This window comes from Kitasatospora sp. MY 5-36 (genome assembly GCF_001182915.1).
Lineage (GTDB): Bacteria > Actinomycetota > Actinomycetes > Streptomycetales > Streptomycetaceae > Kitasatospora.
The window spans coordinates 1-17,821 of the sequence record NZ_LFVW01000204.1 but is presented as its reverse complement, the minus strand read 5'-3'; the positions used below and the strand labels follow the sequence as shown (position 1 = coordinate 17,821).

The following is a 17,821-nucleotide window of genomic DNA, read 5'->3' as shown; positions in this document are numbered from 1 at the left end:
GCCCGGCCGCGCTGGACCCTGGCCCGGCTCGCGCACCTGCTGCGCGACGAACGGCGCCGGCTCGACGAACTGGCCGCGGGGAACCTGGCCGTACGGGCCGGCTTCGCCGTCGGCTACGCCCGGCTGCCGGAGCCGACCCGCCGGACGTTCCGGCTGCTCGGACTGCTCGACGCGCCCGACTTCGCGCCGTGGGTCGCGGCGGCGGTGGCGGACATCCCGCCGGAGCGGGCCGAGCGCCAGCTGGAGGAGCTGATCGACGCCCAGCTCCTCCAGGAGACCGGCACGGAGCCGCACCTGCGCTACCGCTTCCACGACCTCGTCCGGCTGTACGCGCGCGAGCACGCCGAGGCCGCGGACGAGCCGGCCGCCCGCACCGCCGCGCTCGGACGGGCCTTCGGCGCCTGGATCTGGCTGGCCGAGCAGGCGGCCGACCAGGTGCCCGGGCCGTGCTTCGCGCCGATCCACGGCACCGCGCCGCGCCACCCGATGCCGTCCGGCGTCGCGGCGGCGCTGCTGGACGACCCGATGGCCTGGTTCGACGCCGAGCAGCCGGCCCTGGACGCGAGCGCCCGGCAGGCCGCCGCGCTGCGCATGGTGCCGGTGGCCTGGGACCTCGCCGCCTGCCAGGAGAAGTACTGCGACGTGCGCGGCCTGTACGACGAGTGGCGCACCACCCACCTGGCCGTCCTCCAGGCCTGCCGGTCGGCCGGTGACGGCCTGGGCACCGCCGTGCTCACCCGCGGCCTGATCGAGGTGACGACCTGGACCACCCCGGCCGACGGCTCCGGCACGGCCGTCGACCTGGCGGACGGCGCCCAGACGATGGTCGCCCTGGAGGAGCGGGCGCGGCACCTGCGGCGCCTGTTCGAGGAGGCCGGGGAGGAGCGCGGGGCCGCCGACGCCCTCGTCCTGACGGCCTGGAGCCTGGTCGCCCAGGGCCGCGCGCAGGAGGCCCTGGACGCCGGCCACCGTGCCCTGGACCTCGCCACCGCCCACGACCACCCGGGCGGCGAGGCCCGGGCGCACCAGATCATCGCCATCGCCCACGGGGAGACGGACCTCGACCGCACGATCGAGCACCTCACCGAGACGCTGCGGCTGGCGCGGCTGATCGGCAACACCCGCTTCGAGGCGACCGCGATCCAGTTCCTGGGAGCCGCCCACGGCCGGGCCGGCCAGGTGGAGCGGGGCGGCGAGCTGCTCCTGCGCTCGCTCGCCATGGCCCGCTCGCTCAAGGACCGCTACGTGGAGGCGTTCTCGTTGCTGTACCTGGCCACGCTGTACGCGGCCACCGGCGACGGCCGCGCCCGGGAGACGGCCGAGGCCGCGCTGGCCATCGCCCGCCGCTTCGACCTGGGGCACCATCTCGCCCAGGCCCTCGGCATCCTCGGGGAGCTGGACCTGGCGGCGGGGGACCACGCCTCGGCCGTCGCCCACCTGGAGGAGTCCGTGCTGGTGTGGCGCGCCCGCGGCTGGCGCTCCTTCCTCGCGGAGGCGCTCCGGGCGCTCGGCCGGGCCTACGAGGCGGCCGGGCTGCCGGAGTCGGCCGCGCGGGTGCTCACGGAGGCGCGGGAGCTGAGCGACGTCCGGTAGCGGCCGGGGCCGGGGCCGGGGCCGGGGCCGTTGCCGCAGCCGCGGCCGTACCGGTCGCGGGCCGCAGCCGTCAGTGATTGGTAAGCGATCGGTAAGCGCCCCTGCCTAGGCTCGATCCCCACGGCACGGGACAGGCGTACGCGTCAGTCCCGTACGCGCCGCATGGGCTGCCGGTCGGGTCCGCGCAGGGGACGGACCCGGCCGGAGGTGCGGCCGTCGGGACCGCGGCATCCGTCGGTGCGCGACATCTGTCGGCCGACGGGATCCGTCGCCCGGGCCGGGGCTCAGGCGAGGGCGGCGTCGAGGAAGGTGTGCCAGGCGGCGTGGACGCGCCGGGCGTGGGACCCGTCGGAGCTGTCGGACTCGTCGTCGACCCCGGCGAGCAGGTCCAGCAGCAGGCCGCGGAGGACGGCGAGCACCACGGTGGGGTTCGCCCGGGTGCCGTCGAGGACGCGTTCCAGCGGTGGCAGCCACTCCTCCAGCGAGGCGGTGCCGAAGTCCGGCCACGGCCCGCGCCGGCCGAAGGCGCGGACGTACCCCTCGAAGAACAGCCGCAGCGCCCCTCGGTGTTCGGGCTGCGTCAGCCACTCCCAGAGCAGGTCGAGGGTCTCGCGGGCGCTGCCGCCCTCGGCCTCGGACCGCTCCAGCAGCGCCAGTTGCTCGGCCCGTCCGACCGCCAGGACCTCCCGGACCAGCTGCTCCTTCGACCCGAACAGGTACAGCAGCACGCGCGGGCTGGAGCCGATCCCGGCCGCCAGGGGGCGGAGGGAGAGGTCGGACACGTTGTGCTCGGCGACGTAGCGGACGGTCGCCGCGAGGAGGTCCTCGCGGCGCGGGGACGGCTGCCGGGCCGACGCGCGCCGAGGGGATGAGGGACGGGGCGACGGGTGGGAGGGCGCGTTGGTGGGAGCGGACACGTGCTCTATCGTTTCACTGAAACGAGTGTTTCAGTGAAAGGGGACGCCGCATGGCCGCCACCGCACCCGCGACCATCCGCGAGGCCCTCCGGCCCGGAGACCTGGGCGCCGTCGCCGCCCTGCACGGCGTCCTCTACTCCCGCGAGTACGGCATGGACGCGACCATGGAGGCCTATGTCGCCGCCGGGATGGCCGAGTTGGTGCTGGCCCGGGCCCGTGAGGGCGGCGCGGCACCCGGCCGCCTGTGGGTCGCCGAGATCGACGGCCGGGTGGTCGGCGCCACCGGTCTCGTCCGGGCGGAGGAGCGCCCCGGCTGGGGCCAGCTGCGGTGGGTGATCCTCGACCCGGACGCCCGGGGCCGGGGGCTGGGCCGCCGGATGCTGGAGACGGCCCTGGACGAGGCCCGGGCCCGTGCGTACGAGGGCGTGCTGCTCTGGACGGTCGAGGGACTCGGCGCCGCCCACCACCTCTACGCGACGGCCGGGTTCGAGCTCACCGTCTCCCGCCCGGCCCGCAAGTTCGGCGTCGACGCGGTCGAGCAGCGGATGGACCTGCGGTTCTGAGGGGACGGCGGTCGGGCGGGCGCGCGGGTTCGCCCCCGTGCTCGGCGCGCGCCGTCGCCCACCGCCGTCCCGTCCTGCGGTTCCCGGTGCTCAGGTCTTCACGGTGAGCCAGGCGCCGAGGCCGCTGCAGCCGCGCGCGTCGTAGGTGGTGCTGCGGAACCCGGCCGGGATCGGCGAGTACGGGCAGGTCCAGACGCCGTTGCGGACCAGCTCGTGGTACCAGGCGCCGACGCCGCTGCACCCCTGAGCGTCGTAGTTCGTCAGCACGTAGCCGGAGACGATCGGCGAGCCGGAGCAGGTCCAGAGGCGGTCCTGCGCGGGCCGCTGGTACCACGAGCCGTGGTTGTTGCAGCCGCCGGCGTTGTACATGGTGATGACGTAGCCGGCCGGGACGGGCGCCCCGGAGCAGCTCCAGCCGCCGGCCGCGGCGGCCGCCGAGGCTGGGGAGGCCGCAGAGGCCGTGCCGGCCGCCGTCGTGCCGGTGAGGGCGGCCGCGAGCACGGCGACCGTGGCGGCCGCCCTCCCCGTACGGGTCATCAGCTTGCGGAGGATCGTGGTCACGGCGACACCGTTCCGATCGGTCGTCTCCCCGCCGTCGGTGCGGCGCGGGGAGGGTGTAACAGCGGGGATGCGCCGCACCTTAGCGGCGGTGATCAGGTCGCTGATAGATCCAGATCGATACATCGACGGACCTGACCGAAAACGATCCCAACTGACCGTCATCGCGCCGCCCGGCCATGCTCCGGACGGCGGTCGCCGGATGCGTCCGGTTGGTCGTCCCACACGCCGCCCGCCCCTGCCCGGACCTCCCGCAGGACCGTCCCGCTGACCAGGGCGTTCGGGCGGATCCGGCAGGAAATCCGTCACGCTCCGTAGTGCTTCCGATTGCCGCGTGCCTCCGGCCGGAGAAATCTTGTGGATGCTCGACCGCCCGATTTCTCCCGATTCTCCCAAGGAGCCCCACGTGTCATTCCCAGCCCGTCCTCGAACCCGCCCGTCCGCCTGGCCGGCGACCGTCGCCGCCCTCCTCTCCCTCTCCGGGATCTGGACCGGAGCCGTGACGGCCGAGGCCGTTCCGACGCCGTCCGCCCTGCCGGCGGCCGCCGGTATCACGGCCACCGGTCAGACGCCCGGCGCCTATTCGGACTGGACCTTCAACACCACCGACACCGTGACGGACGTCGACTTCCGCAACACCGTGGTCACCAGCCCGGGAGACGGCGACCTCCAGTTCAAGGACGGGACCGAGGGCTCGCACTGCTGGAACAACGAGGGTGAGGGCCAGCACCTGCAGTGCTCCAACACCACCGTCAACCACGGCCGTCCCGTCACCGGGGACACCTACGCCTTCCATGTGGAGATCGACCCCGTGACCCACTGGGCGAAGGTCACCGTGAGCGACGAGACCGCCGGCACCAGCTTCGTCCTGGGCGAGGCCCTGCTGCCGAACTCCTCGAAGATCCAGCACAGTTGGAGCAGCTGGGTGGAGTACTTCGACTGGAACGACTCCCGGTACGTGTGCGACGACAACGCGTACGCCGAAAACCGGTGGGGCAAGATGACCGGCAACGGCGGCACCCTCACCGCCGAGAACACGGGAACGTCGACCAGCGGCACCTGTCAGGACATGGTCCGGCAGCAGAAGCAGGACGACGGCACGCTGATCACCGAGACCGGTCTCGGCCAGTCCGCCCGGTGGCCCCTGCGCTTCACCAACGGCGCCTGTCTGGACCGCGGCGGCGCCACCGGCGTGATCACCTACGGCTGCGCCGAATCGCCCAACGGCAACCAGCTGTTCGTCTTCGCCCGCGACGGCAGCATGCGCAGCGCCGAGGGCAACGAGTGCCTGACCGCGCCGTCCTCCGTCGGCGGTCAGATCACACCCGCCGCCTGTGACGGCTCGGCCGCCCAGCAGTGGACGTACGACGTGATGAACGCGGCTGTGGTGAACTCCGCCGGCTGGGCCATGACTTCCAGTACGTCCGGGGGCAGCGGCGACCCGGTGACCGCGCAGGCCTTCGACGGGCGCGCCGAGCAGACGATCACGCCCTTCGAGGTGTGACGAGCCACCAGGTGCCAACGCCCCACGAGGTGTCATGAGGTACGAGGTGTCGACACCCTACGGGGTGTGAACGAGCCGACCCGCCCACGGCCGCGCCGGAACACCCGGCGCGGCCGTTCGTACCCACCCTCTATGATCCCGCCCGGGGGGAAGGTCGCTGAGCTGGGGTACGACACCGCTGTGTCCGCTCTCCCCTCGGGGGCGCACACCCGCGTCGCCGATTCGACGACCGGGAGACGAACACTCGGTGATACTCACTCAACGCCTGGGCCGCGGGCTGCTCGCCGGCGCCTCGGCGCTCGCGCTGGCACTGCTGCCCGCGGGCCTCGCACCCACCACGGCGGCCGCCGCACCCGCCGGCTCAACGCCCGCCGGCTCAGCACCCGGCACACCGGCCGGTGACGGGTCCGGCCCGACCCCGGTGGACCTCACCACCACGCGCGCCTTCGCGGACACCTTCCGGCTGGACCCGGCCCAGGACACCGACCCGCTGTACGGGCTGAACGTCGGCCTCGACGCCCGGCAGTCGCCCCCGGCCGGGCAGCACGGGATCTCCTACACCCGGGTCTCCGGTCGCTGGGACACCTCGACCGCGCCCGACCAGTGGTTCGTCCAGACCAGTCATCCGGACCACCCCGACAGGCTGCTGTTCGCCAAGGGCGTCTCCGCGATCATGCTCGGCGCGCCCGCCGTCGCGGACGGCACCGGCCACTACACCGTCTCGACGGTGGTCGACCCGGTCGTCGGCGACACCGGCGGCGCCGACTGGGGCTCGATCGTGCTGAGCCGCAGCCACCGCGGCAACGGCTACGTCACCGGCGGCGACGTCGACCTCGGCCTGACCGTCACCTCGGGCGGCAAGCTCGCCCTCTTCCACGGTGGCGGCGGCGAGAACCCCTTCTGGACCGGCACGGTGGCGCCCACGGCGCAGTACGCCGTCTCGCTCACCGTCTCCACCGGCGCCGACCGCGCCGTCACCCTGACGGTGAACGGCACCCCGTTCACCGTCTCCGCGCCGGCCGGGGTGACCCGCTGGCCGGGCAGCGAGTTCCTCTACCTCGGCGCGTACCTCTCCGACCCGAACCGCGTCACCACCTTCGGTGACGGCGCCGGCCACGGCCTGAACGTCAGCCGGATCGACACCAGCGCCACCCGCAGCGCCAAGCCGTTCGTCGACACCTTCGACGGCGCGCCCAACGCCACCGCCGACCACGGCCTCAACCAGGACCTGGCTGCCCGCCAGCCGAGCCTGATCTCCGCCAACTACACCGCCGTGTCGGGCGTCAAGGGCCTGGCCCTCGACCCGCCGGCGGGCTCGGTGCAGGTCAACAGCCCGGCCCACCCGAACGTGCTCTCCTTCCCCAAGGGCACCTCGGCGGTCCGCCTCGACAAGCCGGCCACCTCGGACGTCCAGAGCGGCGCCTACACGGTGCACGCCGTCCTGACCCCCGTGGTCGGCAGCACCTCCGGCCAGGACTGGGCCTCCCTCGCCGTCGGCAACGCCTCGGGCGGTACGGGCGCCGTCGACGCCGAGGACATCGCGCTCGGCCTGCGCGTCCAGGCCGACGGCGGGCTGACGCTCTTCCAGGGCGGCACCCCGACCGCGCTGCCCGCCGTCCCGCCGGCCGGCTCCTACGAGGTGTCGGCCGCGCTGGCGACCGGCGACCGGCAGCAGGCGACCGTCAGGGTCAACGGCATGACGGTGTTCTCCGGCCGCACCGCCGCCAAGCTGCCCCGTGACGGCTACGTCTCGCTCGGCGCCCACCACTCGGCGGCCGGCCAGGTCACCACGGCGGACGACCTGCGGGTCTCCATGCTGGGCGGGCTCGGCTACTACGGGTTCTTCGACATCCGGGACCCGAACGAGCCGAACTTCAGCGCCAACCACGCGCCGGAGGTGGCGCAGTGGACCAACTTCAACAACTACCTGCGCGACCAGGACCCCCGCCTGGAGTTCCTGGACCAGTGCCGGCCGGCCGCCTGCGTGATCGACCTCAACCAGGAGACGGTGGTCCCGCGTTCGCCGGGTTCCTGGGCCGTCGACCCGAACCCGAACGCCGCGCAGAACCTCCTGAACCTGGTGCGGCGCATCGGGTCGAACATCGACAAGATCGGTGCCGTCGACGTGAGCGACGAGCCCTACTCGCACGGCCTGAGCCCCGCGCAGGTCCAGACGCAGGCGGAGCAGATCAGGGCCGCGTTCCCGGACAAGACGCTGATCATGAGCCTCGACCGCTGGAACGCCGAGCAGACCGCGCCGATCCCGGCCACGGTCGACATCGTCGGCTTCGACTACTACTGCGAGGGCCGCGGCGAGATCCAGCGGCTGCTGGCGAACCTGAAGACCTTCCTCTCCTCGCCGGACCAGCACCTGATGCTCTTCCCGGAGTCCACCAACGAGTACCGGGTCGCCGACGGCTGCTACTCCGGCAAGACCGACGCCGACATCGCGGCGTACAACGCCGAGTACCGCGCGATCGCCGCGCAGGACCCCCGGGTCGTCTACCTGCAGAACTTCCGCTGGCTCGGCCCGGACCAGCCGAACAAGGTGCCGCTGACCGTCGCGGCGCAGCAGAGGATCGGCAAGGCCGTGGTCGACGCCACGCCCACGCCGGCGCCCGCCTCGGTGGGCGTGTACCGGCCCTCGGACGGCAGCTTCGGCCAGGCCGCCCACAACGGCTGGTACACCGGCCAGGCCGTGTTCGGCGGCGGGGGTGGCGACGTCGTCCCGCTGACGGGCCACTGGAACGGGCCGGGCACCGACACCGTCGGCGTCTACCACCGTGACACCGCGACCTTCCAACTGTCCTACGACAACGCCACCGTGGCCGCCACCTTTCCGTTCGGGGCCCCCGGTGACGTCCCGCTGGTCGGCGACTGGAGCGGGCAGGGGCGGAGCACGGTCGGCGTCTACCGGCCCAGCGACCAGTACTTCTACCTGTCGGACGACAACGCCACCGTCAGGTACCGGATCAAGCTGGGCAACGAGGGCTGGAAGCCGCTGGTCGGCGACTGGGACGGCAACGGCACCACCACCGTCGCCGTCTACGACCCGCAGACCCAGACCTTCTACCTGAACGACTCCAACGAGACGGAACACCCGCGCCCGGGCGTCAGGTTCGGCAACCCCGGCGACCGCCCGGTCAAGGGCGACTGGGACGGCAGCGGCAAGGAGACCATCGGCGTGTACCGGCCCGGCGACCAGACGTTCTACGGGGCCGCCGAGAACTCCGACCTGGTGGTCTACAGCAGGAAGTTCGGCAACCCGGGCGACATCCCGCTGGTGGGCAACTGGGGCTGACACCCCGTCCGCCCGTCCGACATGGCGCCCTCCCGATCGCCGCGCGGCGATCGGGAGGGCGCCCCTTCGGGCCGGCCGCGCGGCGCGGGTCAGCAGCGCCCCTCGCCGAGCATGATCCGCGCGATCAGCTCCTGGCGGCTGCCCACCCCGGTCTTGGTGAACACCGACTTCAGGTGGTCCTGCACCGTGTACGGCGTCATCGCGAGGGCCCGGGACACGTCCCGGGTGTCGCCGCCGCGCACCAGCAGCAGCGCCACCTCCCGCTCGCGGGCGGTCAGCCCGTACGCGGCCAGGTACAGCGGCATCACCTCGGCCGGCGAGGCGGGCGAGGCCACCACCGTCACCGCGCCCGCCGCCCCGCCGTCGCGCAGGGCGGAACCGTGCAGCAGGTACCAGCGGTCGTCCCGGCTCCACACCCGTACCGGGGCCTGCGGGACGGGCAGCCCGTGCGCCGCCCGGCGGGCCTGCTCGGCGGCCATCGCCACGCCGGTCGGGACGGTCAACGAGGTCGGGGTGGGGTCGGCCAGCCGGGCGAGCAACTCCTCGGCGGGTCCGGACAGCGCCTGCAGCCGGTTGCGCCGGTCCAGCACCAGCACCGCCGGCCCGGCATCCGCCTCCTCGGGCGGGCCGGCCGGTACGTGGCACGCCCTCAGCGCGTTGCCCAGGTGCCGGGCGGCGGCGTCGGCGAGCTGTCGCTGGCCCTCCAGGTACGGGCCGCGGTCCGGAGCCCGCAGGAACGCCGCGCACCCCCACATGCCGCCGGCCGCGTCGAACACCGCCCGCAACTCGTCCCCGAACCCGGCCGGCCTGACCTGCTCCCGGAACCGCACACTCTCCCGCAGCGACCCCCGGGTCGCCCGGCTCAGCGTCTCGGCCTGCACCCCGCTGCGCCGGATCTCGGGAAAGGTCGCCACGTCGTCCGCCCACACCTCCAGCCGCACGGCGTGCTCGAACGCGTCCAGGGTGAGGTCCTCGCTCTGCACCGAGTTCACCAACCCCGTCGCCGGATCCGCGGTGTGCCAGCACACGGCGTCGAACTCCAGTACCGGCCGCAGCAGTTCATCCGCCCGCCGGAAGACCTCGGGTGCCGTCAAGCCCGCCCCGGCAAGCTCCCGCACCCCCTCGATCGCCGCCCGCCCCGCCACCCCACGTCGCCCCATCCGGTGAAGCTAGCACGACAGTTCGCGCCCCACCCACGCGCGCCTAATGGCCGGGCGGCGGCTCCTTCCCGGGGTACGAAGAGGACCAGGGGCGGTCCGAACCGCCGCCCTGGGCGCGGGCCGGGCGAAATCCGCATGACAGCGGTGGAAGGCTCCGGGATCATGGGGCGGTGGCCACGGAACCGGACATCCTCGACCTGAACATCCTCTGCCCGCCGCCCGGCGAGGGCTACCTGGAGGTCCGCCCGGTCGTCAGCGGCCGGGACCTCCTGGCCGAACTGACCCTCCGCAACAGGGAGTCGGGCGGCCCCCGGTTCATCGGATCAGGCCCCCGGTACCTCCTGGGCCGGGGCGGGCGCTTGCACGCCCCACGGCCGTGCCCCGGGAGGTCCGGCTCGGTGTGTCCGGGTGCGGCCTGGAACAGTGCTGCAGCACCCTGTACGTGACGGTCGGTCGGGACGGGGAGCACGTCGTCTGGGCGGGCTGGCGCGACCCGGCCGAACGGGGCTTCGACCTGCCGGAGTTCCGGTTCGCCGCGGACCAGTACGAGGCCGAGGTGCTGCGAGCCGAAGCGGACCGCGGCTGGGAGTGGCCGGGGGCAGTGGTCGCGACGCTGCTGGAGGAAGGGCTGAGGGGACGCGAGGACTGGCTCGCCAGGTGGGAGTGCGAGGTGGAGGCCGTCTGGGCCTCCCGCCTGGAACCCGACCGGATCGACGTCATCCTGCGGCATCCCCCCGGCCGGGAGGAGACGGGTCTGCCCTGGGCCCAGTTCTCGATGATCCTCCCGATCTCCGCGGAGGACCCGTCGGACCAGGCCGAGCGCCTCGAAGCGCGGCTGACCGCGGGCGACCCTCGTGCCACCGCCGAGCTCTGCGGAGGCTACGAACCCGAACAGGTGGGCTACCCCTGGCCGTAGCGCCCTTAGCCCTGGCCCCCTGCCGGCGACGCCCCGCGGCTGCCCCGTGACCGCCCCGCCCGGCGCTCAGGCGGCCTGGGCCTACGGTCGTTGGTGTCGGTTTTCCGCCGGACAACGGTGGCAGCCGCTGGTTGCCTTGGGGGCATGATCAACGCCAGCAAGTCCGCGCTCTTCCGTTCCCTCCACACGCCCGCTCGTCCGCTCGCGCTCGCGAACGCCTGGGACGTGGCCAGCGCCCGCGTCATCGAGGCCGCGGGGGCGACCGCGATCGCCACCACCAGCGCCGGGGTGGCCTGGTCGCTCGGCGCCCCGGACGGGGACCGCGTCCCCCGGGGCCCGGTGCTGGACGCCATCGCCCGCATCGCGGCGGCGGTCGCCGTCCCGGTGACCGTAGACATCGAGGGCGGTTACGGACAGAGCCCGGCGGAGGTCGCGGAGACCGTCACGCGGGTGCTGGAGGCCGGCGTGGTGGGCGTCAACATCGAGGACGGCACCCGCCCGCCGGGCGCGCTCGCCGACCGGATCGCGGCCGCCCGCGGTGCGGCGCGGCGGGCGGGCGTCGACCTGTTCGTCAACGCCCGTGTCGACACCTACCTGTTTGGACTGGGCGGCCCCGCCACCCGACTGCGGGAGACGCTGGGACGGGCGCGCCGCTACGTGGACGCCGGTGCGGACGGGATCTTCGTCCCCGGTGTCACGGACCCTGGCGTCATCAGGGACCTGGCCGCGGGTCTGACGGTGCCCCTCAACATCATGGCGGGGCCGGGCACCGCGCCGGTGGAGGAACTGGGGGGCCTGGGCGTGGCCCGGGTCAGCCTCGGCTCGGGGGTGGCCCAGGCCGCCTACGCCGCCGCACGGCAGGCGGCACTGGACCTGCACCGCGCCGGCGGCTACGACTCCCTCCGGCGGACCATCGACTACCCGGAGCTCAACGGCCTGTTCACCGTGAGCGGCTGACCGCGCCCCGGCTACGGCGGTCCGCGTGGAGACCCGGCGCCGGCGCACGGGCGCCGGGTCTCCGGTGGCGGTCCGTCGGGCTACTTGGCCAGGCGGGACCAGTCGGCCGGCTGGGCGGGGTCGAGTTGGCGGAGCTGGTCGAGGACCTTCGGGTCCTGGGCGTCGAGCCAGTCGGCGACCTGGCGGAAGGAGACGCAGCGGACGCCGTCGCGCCTGCAGACGCCCTTCATCACGTCCTCGACGGCCTGCATGTAGATGCCGCCGTTCCAGGACTCGAAGTGGTTCCCGATGAACAGCGGGGCGCGGCTGCCGTTGTAGACGCGTTCGAAGCCGGCGAGGTAGCTCTCGCGGGTCTCCTTCTCCCAGGTGTCGTACTTCCTGGGGTCGCCGTTGGTGGTGTTCCCGGACTGGTTCGCCAGGAAGTTGAAGTCCATCGAGAGGCTCTGGGTGGACTTGCCGGGGGTGGGGAGAAGCTGCAGCGGGAAGTTCCAGATGCCCTCCTTCTTCGTCGGCCAGACCTGGAACTCGCCCGGGGAGCTGGCGTCGTAGCGGAAGCCCGTCGCCTTCTCGGCCGGCAGCAGGTTCTTCTGGCCCTCCAGGCAGGGGGCGCGGCCGCCGACCAGTTCCTTGGTGTAGTCGAAGGGGAGCGGCGGGAGGTCCTTGAAGCCGGTGTTGGTCTTCCAGTTGGTGACGAAGGAGACGGCCTGGTCGAGTTCGCTCTTCCACTCCTCGGTGCTCCACTCGCCGCCGCCCTTGGCGTTGCAGAAGTGCCCGTTGAAGTGGGTGCCGATCTCGTTGCCGTCGAGCCAGGCGAGGCGCAGCTGTTCCAGGGTGTCCTTGATGTGGGGGTCGGTGGCGTAGTCGATGGAGGCGTCGCCGGGCTTGTGCTGCGGCGGCTTGTAGAGCGTGCTCTTGGACTTGGGGAGGGTGTAGAGGCCGCTCAGGAAGAAGGTCATCTGGGCGTTGTTCTCGGCGCCGAGCTTGCGGAAGCGGGAGAACTGGCGGTCGTCGCCCTCCAGTGCCCCGTCCCAGGAGAAGACGACGAACTGCGGCGGCTTCTCCCCGGGCTTGAGCTTCTCCGGCACGGGCTGCTTGGGCTGCGGGCCGGTGTCGGAGGTGGAGCCGTCGCCGAGCACCTTGACCTGGCCGTCCCAGGTGGGGGTGGGAGCGGGCGGTGGCGGGGCGGGGGCCTCGGTGGTGGTGCTCGGGGCGGGGCTGGGCGGGGTGGTGCCGGTGGTGGCGGTGGGTCTGCTCGGTGTGCCGTCGCATCCCGTCGCCAGGGCGGAGGCCCCGAGGACCCCCATCGCCAGCAGGATGGCCGAGCCGCGAGCAGTCCGCACGGGACCCCATTTCTCTGATCTTCAATCAGGAGCTGTTCGGAAGATGATCGATGAATGTGATCATCAGAACACTTTTGATCGACCTCTGTCGAGGTCGGGAAGGTGTGGCTTTGGTGGGGGTGGGTTTGGTGAGCAACTTCCTTGTGTTACACGGGAGATGGCGCTCCGAACGGCTCCGGACGGGCTTCGCGGCATTGACAGGGGACATCCTCGGGCTGAATGCTAAGCAAGCGCTTAGTCAATGAGGATCCACCCCGAGGAGCCGCCCGATGGCCGAGACCCCCGTCGACCCGCCCGGACTGGACCTGGCCCGTCTCCGGTCCCGGCTGGAGCGCGAGCTGCCCGGCCTCCTCCAGGGGCCGCTGCGGGCCGACCTCATCGAAGGGGGCCGCTCGAACCTGACGTACGTCCTGGGCGACGGCGCCTCCCGCTGGGTCCTGCGGCGCCCGCCGCTCGGGCACGTCCTCGCCACCGCCCACGACATGGGCCGCGAGTACCGGGTGATGACGGCGCTGCGCGACACCGGGGTGCCCGTGCCCCGGACGCTCCTGCTCGACCCGGACGACGAGACCCTCGGCGCCCCCTGGTACCTGATGGAGTACGTCTCCGGCACCGCCCACCGGGACGTCGCCCCGCTCGCCGCCCTCGGCGAGCGGCGGGTGCACGCACTCGGGCAGCGGCTGGTCGACACCCTCGCCACCCTGCACCGGATCGACCCGGCCGCCGTCGGCCTCGCCGACTTCGGCCGGCCCGAGGGCTACCTGGAGCGCCAGCTGCGCCGCTGGTCCAAGCAGTTGGCCGCCTCCCGCAGCCGCGACCTGCCCGAGCTCGACCGCCTGCACGCCAGGCTCGCCGAGCGCCTGCCGGCCTCGCCCGCGCCCGCGCTCGTGCACGGCGACTACCGCCTCGACAACGTCCTGGTCGACGACGCCGACACCATCACGGCCGTCCTGGACTGGGAGATGTCCACCCTCGGCGACCCGCTCACCGACATCGGCCTGCTGGTGATGTACACCGAACTCGCGGGCGTCGGCGGTGGCATCATCCCCTCCGCGATGACCGCCCCCGGCTTCCCGAAGGCCGACGAGATCGTCTCCCGCTACGCCGACGCGACCGGCCGCCGGGCCGAGGACCTCGACTGGTACGTCGCCTTCGCCTCGTTCAAGCTCGCCGCCGTCGCCGAGGGCATCCACTACCGCTTCCGGCAGGGCCGCACCCTGGGCGCCGGCTTCGAGCGCGCCGGCGAGATGGCCCCGATCCTCGCCCGGTACGGCCTGAGCACCCTCAAGGAGAGCTGAGAACCGATGGACTTCGCCTACGACGCCCGGACGGAAGAACTCCGCGAGCAGCTGCTCGCCTTCATGGACGAGCACGTGTACCCCGCCGAGCCCGTCCTCGCCGCCCAGCTCGCCGACCCCGGCCGCGACCGCTGGGCCGTGCCCCCGGTCATCGCCGACCTCCAGGCCGCGGCCCGCAAGCAGAAACTCTGGAACCTCTTCCTGCCGGGTGAGCTCGGCGCCGGCCTCACCAACCTCCAGTACGCCCCGCTCGCCGAAATCACCGGCCGCAGCATCCAGTTGGCCCCGCCCGCGCTCAACTGCGCGGCGCCCGACACCGGCAACATGGAGCTGCTCGCCCAGTTCGGCAGCGCCGAGCAGCGCGAGCGCTGGCTGCGCCCCCTCCTCGACGGCCGGATCCGCTCGGCCTTCGCGATGACCGAGCCCGAGGTCGCGTCCTCGGACGCCACCAACATCGCCACCCGGATCGAGCGGGACGGCGACGCGTACGTGGTCAACGGCCGCAAGTGGTACATCACCGGGGCGATGAACCCCGACTGCCGGATCCTCGTCGTGATGGGCAAGACCGATCCGGCCGCCGAGCCGCACCGCCGGCAGAGCATGCTGCTCGTCCCGCGCGACACCCCGGGCGTGACCGTCCGGCGCGGCATGACGGTGTTCGGCTACGACGACGCCGACCACGGCGGCCACGCCGAGGTGCTGTTCGAGGACGTCCGCGTCCCGGTGGGGAACCTGATCGGCGAGGAGGGTACGGGCTTCGCCATCGCCCAGGCCCGGCTCGGCCCCGGCCGGATCCACCACTGCATGCGGGCCATCGGCATCGCCGAGCGGGCGCTGGAGCTGATGTGCCGTCGGGCCAACGAGCGGGTGGCCTTCGGGAAGCCGCTGGCCGAGCAGGGCGTGGTGCAGGACTGGATCGCCGAGTCCCGGGTGCGGATCGAGCAGCTGCGGCTGCTGGTGCTGAAGACCGCCTGGCTGATGGACACCGTCGGCAACCGGGGGGCGCACACCGAGATCCAGGCGATCAAGATCGCCACCCCGCGCACCGTCGAGTGGATCCTGGACAAGGCCGTCCAGGCGCACGGCGCGGCGGGCGTCAGCCAGGACACCCCGCTCGCCCAGCTCTGGGCCGGCAACCGCACCCTGCGGCTGGCCGACGGCCCGGACGAGGTGCACAAGCGCTCGCTGGCCCGGAGGGAACTGCGGCAGTACCGGCGCTGACCCGTAGGGGTGTGATACCCGGGTATTCCGGGGCGGGTTGGCCCCCAGGTATGACGGCGGCGGCCCGTTCCCGACCGTAGTGTCCTGCGTGTTCGATCGATCGGAACACGGAGGGACACCATGGGAATTCCGGGACGGGCGGTGGCGGCGGCGGTGCTGGCGGCGGCAGCGGCGGTGGGCACGATCGGCACGGCCGCGGGAGCGGTCCTGCCGCCGCCGGGGGACACGAGCCCCGGGCGGCAGGCCCGGGCCTGGCTGCCGGAGCCCAGCGGGCCGTACCCGATCGGGACCACCGCCGTGCACCTCACCGACACCGCACGGGAGGACCCCTGGCACCCCGGGCAGCGGCGCGAGCTGATGATCAGCCTCTGGTACCCGACCTCCCGGCCGGCCGCGGGCGACGACCGGGCCCCGTACATGGAGCCCGCCGCCGGGCGGCACTTCGACGGCCCGGACGGCGTCGGCCTGCTCAACTACGGCACCGCGCCCGGCCGCACCGACTGGTCGGCCATCCGCACCCACGCCCGCCGGGACGCCCCGGCGCTGCCCGGCGGCCCGCGCCCGGTGGTGCTGTACTCGCCCGGCCTCGGCGACCCGCGCACCTGGGGGACGGCGCTGGTCGAGGACCTCGCCTCGCGCGGCTACCTGGTGGTCACCGTCGACCACACCTACGAGGCCTCCGAAGTCGCCTTCCCCGGCGGCGACCTGGCCCCCTCGGTGCTCCCCGGCATGCTCGGGCAGCCCGGCCTGGACGTCGGCGCGGTGCTGCGCAAGGCGATGGACACCCGGGTGGCCGACACCCGCTTCGTGCTGGACCAGCTCGCCGCGCTCGGCGAGCGGACTGGCCTGCCCGCCGGGGTCGCCGGGGCCCTCGACCTCGGCCGGATCGGCATGGTCGGCCAGTCGGCGGGCGGCTTCACCGCGCTCCAGACCATGCACGACGACCCGCGGATCGCGGCCGGGATCAACATGGACGGCCAGCTGCACTTCCCCGGCCCCGACGGCCACACCGGCGTCTTCCTGCCCAGCGTCGCCGAGGACGGCCTCGACCGCCCGTTCCTGCTGATGGGCACCGGCAGCGAGGACTCCGGCGGCTACCGAGACCAGCCCGGCTGGAACGCCCTGTGGCGGCACAGCACCGGCTGGCACGCCGACGTCACCCTCACCGGCTCCCGGCACGGCTCGTACACCGACGCCCAGCCGCTGCTGCCGCAGCTCGCCCGGCAGGGCGTGCTCGGCGCCGACCAGCTGCGCAAGGACGTCGGCGACATCCGCCCCGGCCGGGCCGAACTCGCCACCCGCAGCTACGTCGCGTCCTTCTTCGACCGGTGGCTGCGCGGCCAGGACGACCACCTGCTGGACGGGCCCTCGGCGCGCTTCCCGGAGATGGCGTACGAGCGGTAGCCGGGCCCGGCGTGCCGGGGGACACCGGACGGGGTCAGCGGATCCCGGAGCCCGGGTTGGCCCCGTCCCACCGCCGCCGGGAGTCGACGATCGCGTCGTGGTGGTCGTACGACCAGTCCGTCATCGCCCGCACCAGGTGGGTCAGGCTGTGGCCGAGCGGCGTCAGCTCGTACTCCACCTGTGGCGGGACGGTCGGGTGGACGGTCCGCGAGACCATGCCGTCCCGCTCCAGGCGGCGCACGGTCAGGGTGAGCATCCGCTGCGAGATGCCCGGCAGCGCGCGCTGCAGCTCGCGGAACCGCCGTACGCCCTGGGCGAGTTCGACGACGGTGAGGACGGACCACTTGTCGCCCAGGCGGTCCAGCAGGTCGCGGATCCCGCAGTCCACGCCCTCCTCGCACCAGACCACCGGGCGGGGGGTGGTTACCGCGGTGTGCCCTGCTGACATGGAAGTGCCTCCTTACGCCGGACGCCCAGGCTACCGAGGATGGTCGCGAAGCCGACGAACGATCATCTGCTCGACCGACCATCCCTGGAGGAACCCCATGCTGCTCGTCACCGGAGTCAACGGAGGCCTGGGCGCGCTCGTGCTGGAGCGGCTCGCCGGGCGGGAGGGCGTCGTCGCGGGCTCGCGCACACCGCAGCGGGTGCCGGCGGGCGTGCCGGCCCGACTGGTGGACTTCGACCGGCCGCGGACACTGGCGGAGGCCTTCACCGGGGTGCGGACCCTGCTGCTGATCTCGGCCGGCGCCGCCGAGGACGACGTGGTGATCGCCCGGCACGGCGCCGCGATCGGGGCGGCGGAGCGGGCGGGCGTCGATCACGTGGTCTACACCAGTCTCTCCGGCGACGGCGACCACCTGCCCTACGCCCTCGCCCACCGCTGGACCGAGCGGCGGCTGCGCGCGTCCGCCACCCTGCGCTGGACGGTGCTGCGCAACGGCCTGTACGCCGAGTTCCTGGGCGCGATCACCGCCCCCGGCCCGGACGGGGTGATCAGCGCCCCGCTCGGCGACGGGCGGCTCGCGGCGGTGGCCCGGGCGGACCTGGCCGAGGCGGCGGTGAACGTCGCCCTGGCGCCCGCCGGGC

Annotated in this window: 14 protein-coding genes and 1 pseudogene; 10 read left to right on the top strand and 5 right to left on the bottom strand. The window is 73.5% G+C overall.

All coding sequences use genetic code 11. From position 1 onward, the window contains the following. Positions 1-1,593: pseudogene (locus tag AE652_RS15150) on the top strand (hypothetical protein); the annotation flags it as partial. Positions 1,594-1,877: 284 nt separating this feature from the next. Here the strand turns inward: AE652_RS15150 and AE652_RS15145 are convergent. Next, entirely contained in the window at positions 1,878-2,510 is a 633-nt protein-coding gene (locus tag AE652_RS15145; RefSeq protein WP_082345739.1) for a TetR/AcrR family transcriptional regulator, read from the bottom strand. Between the two features lie 50 nt (positions 2,511-2,560). Here AE652_RS15145 and AE652_RS15140 point away from each other — a divergent pair, with 50 nt between their 5' ends. Further along, positions 2,561-3,073 carry a GNAT family N-acetyltransferase gene (locus tag AE652_RS15140; protein ID WP_049651892.1) on the top strand — a complete coding sequence of 171 codons (513 nt, stop codon included), beginning with the start codon at positions 2,561-2,563 and terminating at the stop codon, positions 3,071-3,073. Between the two features lie 90 nt (positions 3,074-3,163). Here the strand turns inward: AE652_RS15140 and AE652_RS15135 are convergent, their stop codons facing one another. Then, entirely contained in the window at positions 3,164-3,634 is a 471-nt protein-coding gene (locus AE652_RS15135) for a hypothetical protein (protein ID WP_234348393.1), read from the bottom strand. A gap of 403 nt (positions 3,635-4,037) precedes the next feature. Here AE652_RS15135 and AE652_RS15130 point away from each other — a divergent pair, with 403 nt between their 5' ends. After that, on the top strand, positions 4,038-5,135 hold the full coding sequence (locus AE652_RS15130) for an RICIN domain-containing protein (protein WP_159028456.1): 1,098 nt from the start codon (positions 4,038-4,040) through the stop codon (positions 5,133-5,135). Positions 5,136-5,382: 247 nt separating this feature from the next. Continuing rightward, the gene (locus tag AE652_RS15125; RefSeq protein ID WP_049651890.1) at positions 5,383-8,436 is read left to right on the top strand and encodes a hypothetical protein; all 3,054 of its coding nucleotides are present in this window, start codon (positions 5,383-5,385) and stop codon (positions 8,434-8,436) included. Positions 8,437-8,525: 89 nt separating this feature from the next. On the opposite strand, the gene AE652_RS15120 is transcribed toward AE652_RS15125, so the two are convergent. Next, entirely contained in the window at positions 8,526-9,596 is a 1,071-nt protein-coding gene (locus AE652_RS15120) for a LuxR family transcriptional regulator (protein ID WP_159028455.1), read from the bottom strand. Between the two features lie 442 nt (positions 9,597-10,038). Between AE652_RS15120 and AE652_RS48165 the strand changes: the two genes are divergently transcribed. Further along, entirely contained in the window at positions 10,039-10,512 is a 474-nt protein-coding gene (locus AE652_RS48165; RefSeq protein WP_234348392.1) for a hypothetical protein, read from the top strand. Between the two features lie 144 nt (positions 10,513-10,656). After that, positions 10,657-11,469, top strand: a complete 813-nt coding sequence (locus AE652_RS15110; protein ID WP_049651888.1) for an isocitrate lyase/phosphoenolpyruvate mutase family protein — start codon at positions 10,657-10,659, stop codon at positions 11,467-11,469. An 80-nt stretch (positions 11,470-11,549) separates the two neighbouring features. Here AE652_RS15110 and AE652_RS15105 read toward each other — a convergent pair whose 3' ends face one another. Next, positions 11,550-12,773 carry a lipoprotein gene (locus AE652_RS15105; protein ID WP_049651887.1) on the bottom strand — a complete coding sequence of 408 codons (1,224 nt, stop codon included), beginning with the start codon at positions 12,771-12,773 and terminating at the stop codon, positions 11,550-11,552. A gap of 305 nt (positions 12,774-13,078) precedes the next feature. Here AE652_RS15105 and AE652_RS15100 point away from each other — a divergent pair, with 305 nt between their 5' ends. From AE652_RS15100 to AE652_RS15090, 3 genes are all read left to right on the top strand, one after another. Continuing rightward, positions 13,079-14,107, top strand: a complete 1,029-nt coding sequence (locus AE652_RS15100; RefSeq protein WP_049651886.1) for a phosphotransferase family protein — start codon at positions 13,079-13,081, stop codon at positions 14,105-14,107. Between the two features lie 6 nt (positions 14,108-14,113). Continuing rightward, positions 14,114-15,328 carry an acyl-CoA dehydrogenase family protein gene (locus AE652_RS15095; RefSeq protein WP_049651885.1) on the top strand — a complete coding sequence of 405 codons (1,215 nt, stop codon included), beginning with the start codon at positions 14,114-14,116 and terminating at the stop codon, positions 15,326-15,328. Between the two features lie 120 nt (positions 15,329-15,448). Then, the gene (locus tag AE652_RS15090; RefSeq protein WP_049651884.1) at positions 15,449-16,732 is read left to right on the top strand and encodes an esterase; all 1,284 of its coding nucleotides are present in this window, start codon (positions 15,449-15,451) and stop codon (positions 16,730-16,732) included. A gap of 34 nt (positions 16,733-16,766) precedes the next feature. On the opposite strand, the gene AE652_RS15085 is transcribed toward AE652_RS15090, so the two are convergent. Next, on the bottom strand, positions 16,767-17,180 hold the full coding sequence (locus AE652_RS15085; RefSeq protein ID WP_049651883.1) for a helix-turn-helix domain-containing protein: 414 nt from the start codon (positions 17,178-17,180) through the stop codon (positions 16,767-16,769). Positions 17,181-17,277: 97 nt separating this feature from the next. Here AE652_RS15085 and AE652_RS15080 point away from each other — a divergent pair. Next, positions 17,278-17,821, top strand: a 544-nt coding sequence (locus tag AE652_RS15080) for an NAD(P)H-binding protein (protein ID WP_049651882.1), incomplete at its 3' end; no start/stop codon positions are given.

Coding starts and splice junctions, on each gene's coding strand:
- AE652_RS15100 (WP_049651886.1), top strand. CDS start 13,079: ATGGCCGAGACCCCCGTCGACCCGCCCGGACTGGACCTGGCCCGTCTC.
- AE652_RS15090 (WP_049651884.1), top strand. CDS start 15,449: ATGGGAATTCCGGGACGGGCGGTGGCGGCGGCGGTGCTGGCGGCGGCA.
- AE652_RS15140 (WP_049651892.1), top strand. CDS start 2,561: ATGGCCGCCACCGCACCCGCGACCATCCGCGAGGCCCTCCGGCCCGGA.
- AE652_RS15095 (WP_049651885.1), top strand. CDS start 14,114: ATGGACTTCGCCTACGACGCCCGGACGGAAGAACTCCGCGAGCAGCTG.
- AE652_RS15110 (WP_049651888.1), top strand. CDS start 10,657: ATGATCAACGCCAGCAAGTCCGCGCTCTTCCGTTCCCTCCACACGCCC.
- AE652_RS15085 (WP_049651883.1), bottom strand. CDS start 17,180: ATGTCAGCAGGGCACACCGCGGTAACCACCCCCCGCCCGGTGGTCTGG.
- AE652_RS15105 (WP_049651887.1), bottom strand. CDS start 12,773: ATGGGGGTCCTCGGGGCCTCCGCCCTGGCGACGGGATGCGACGGCACA.
- AE652_RS15120 (WP_159028455.1), bottom strand. CDS start 9,596: ATGGGGCGACGTGGGGTGGCGGGGCGGGCGGCGATCGAGGGGGTGCGG.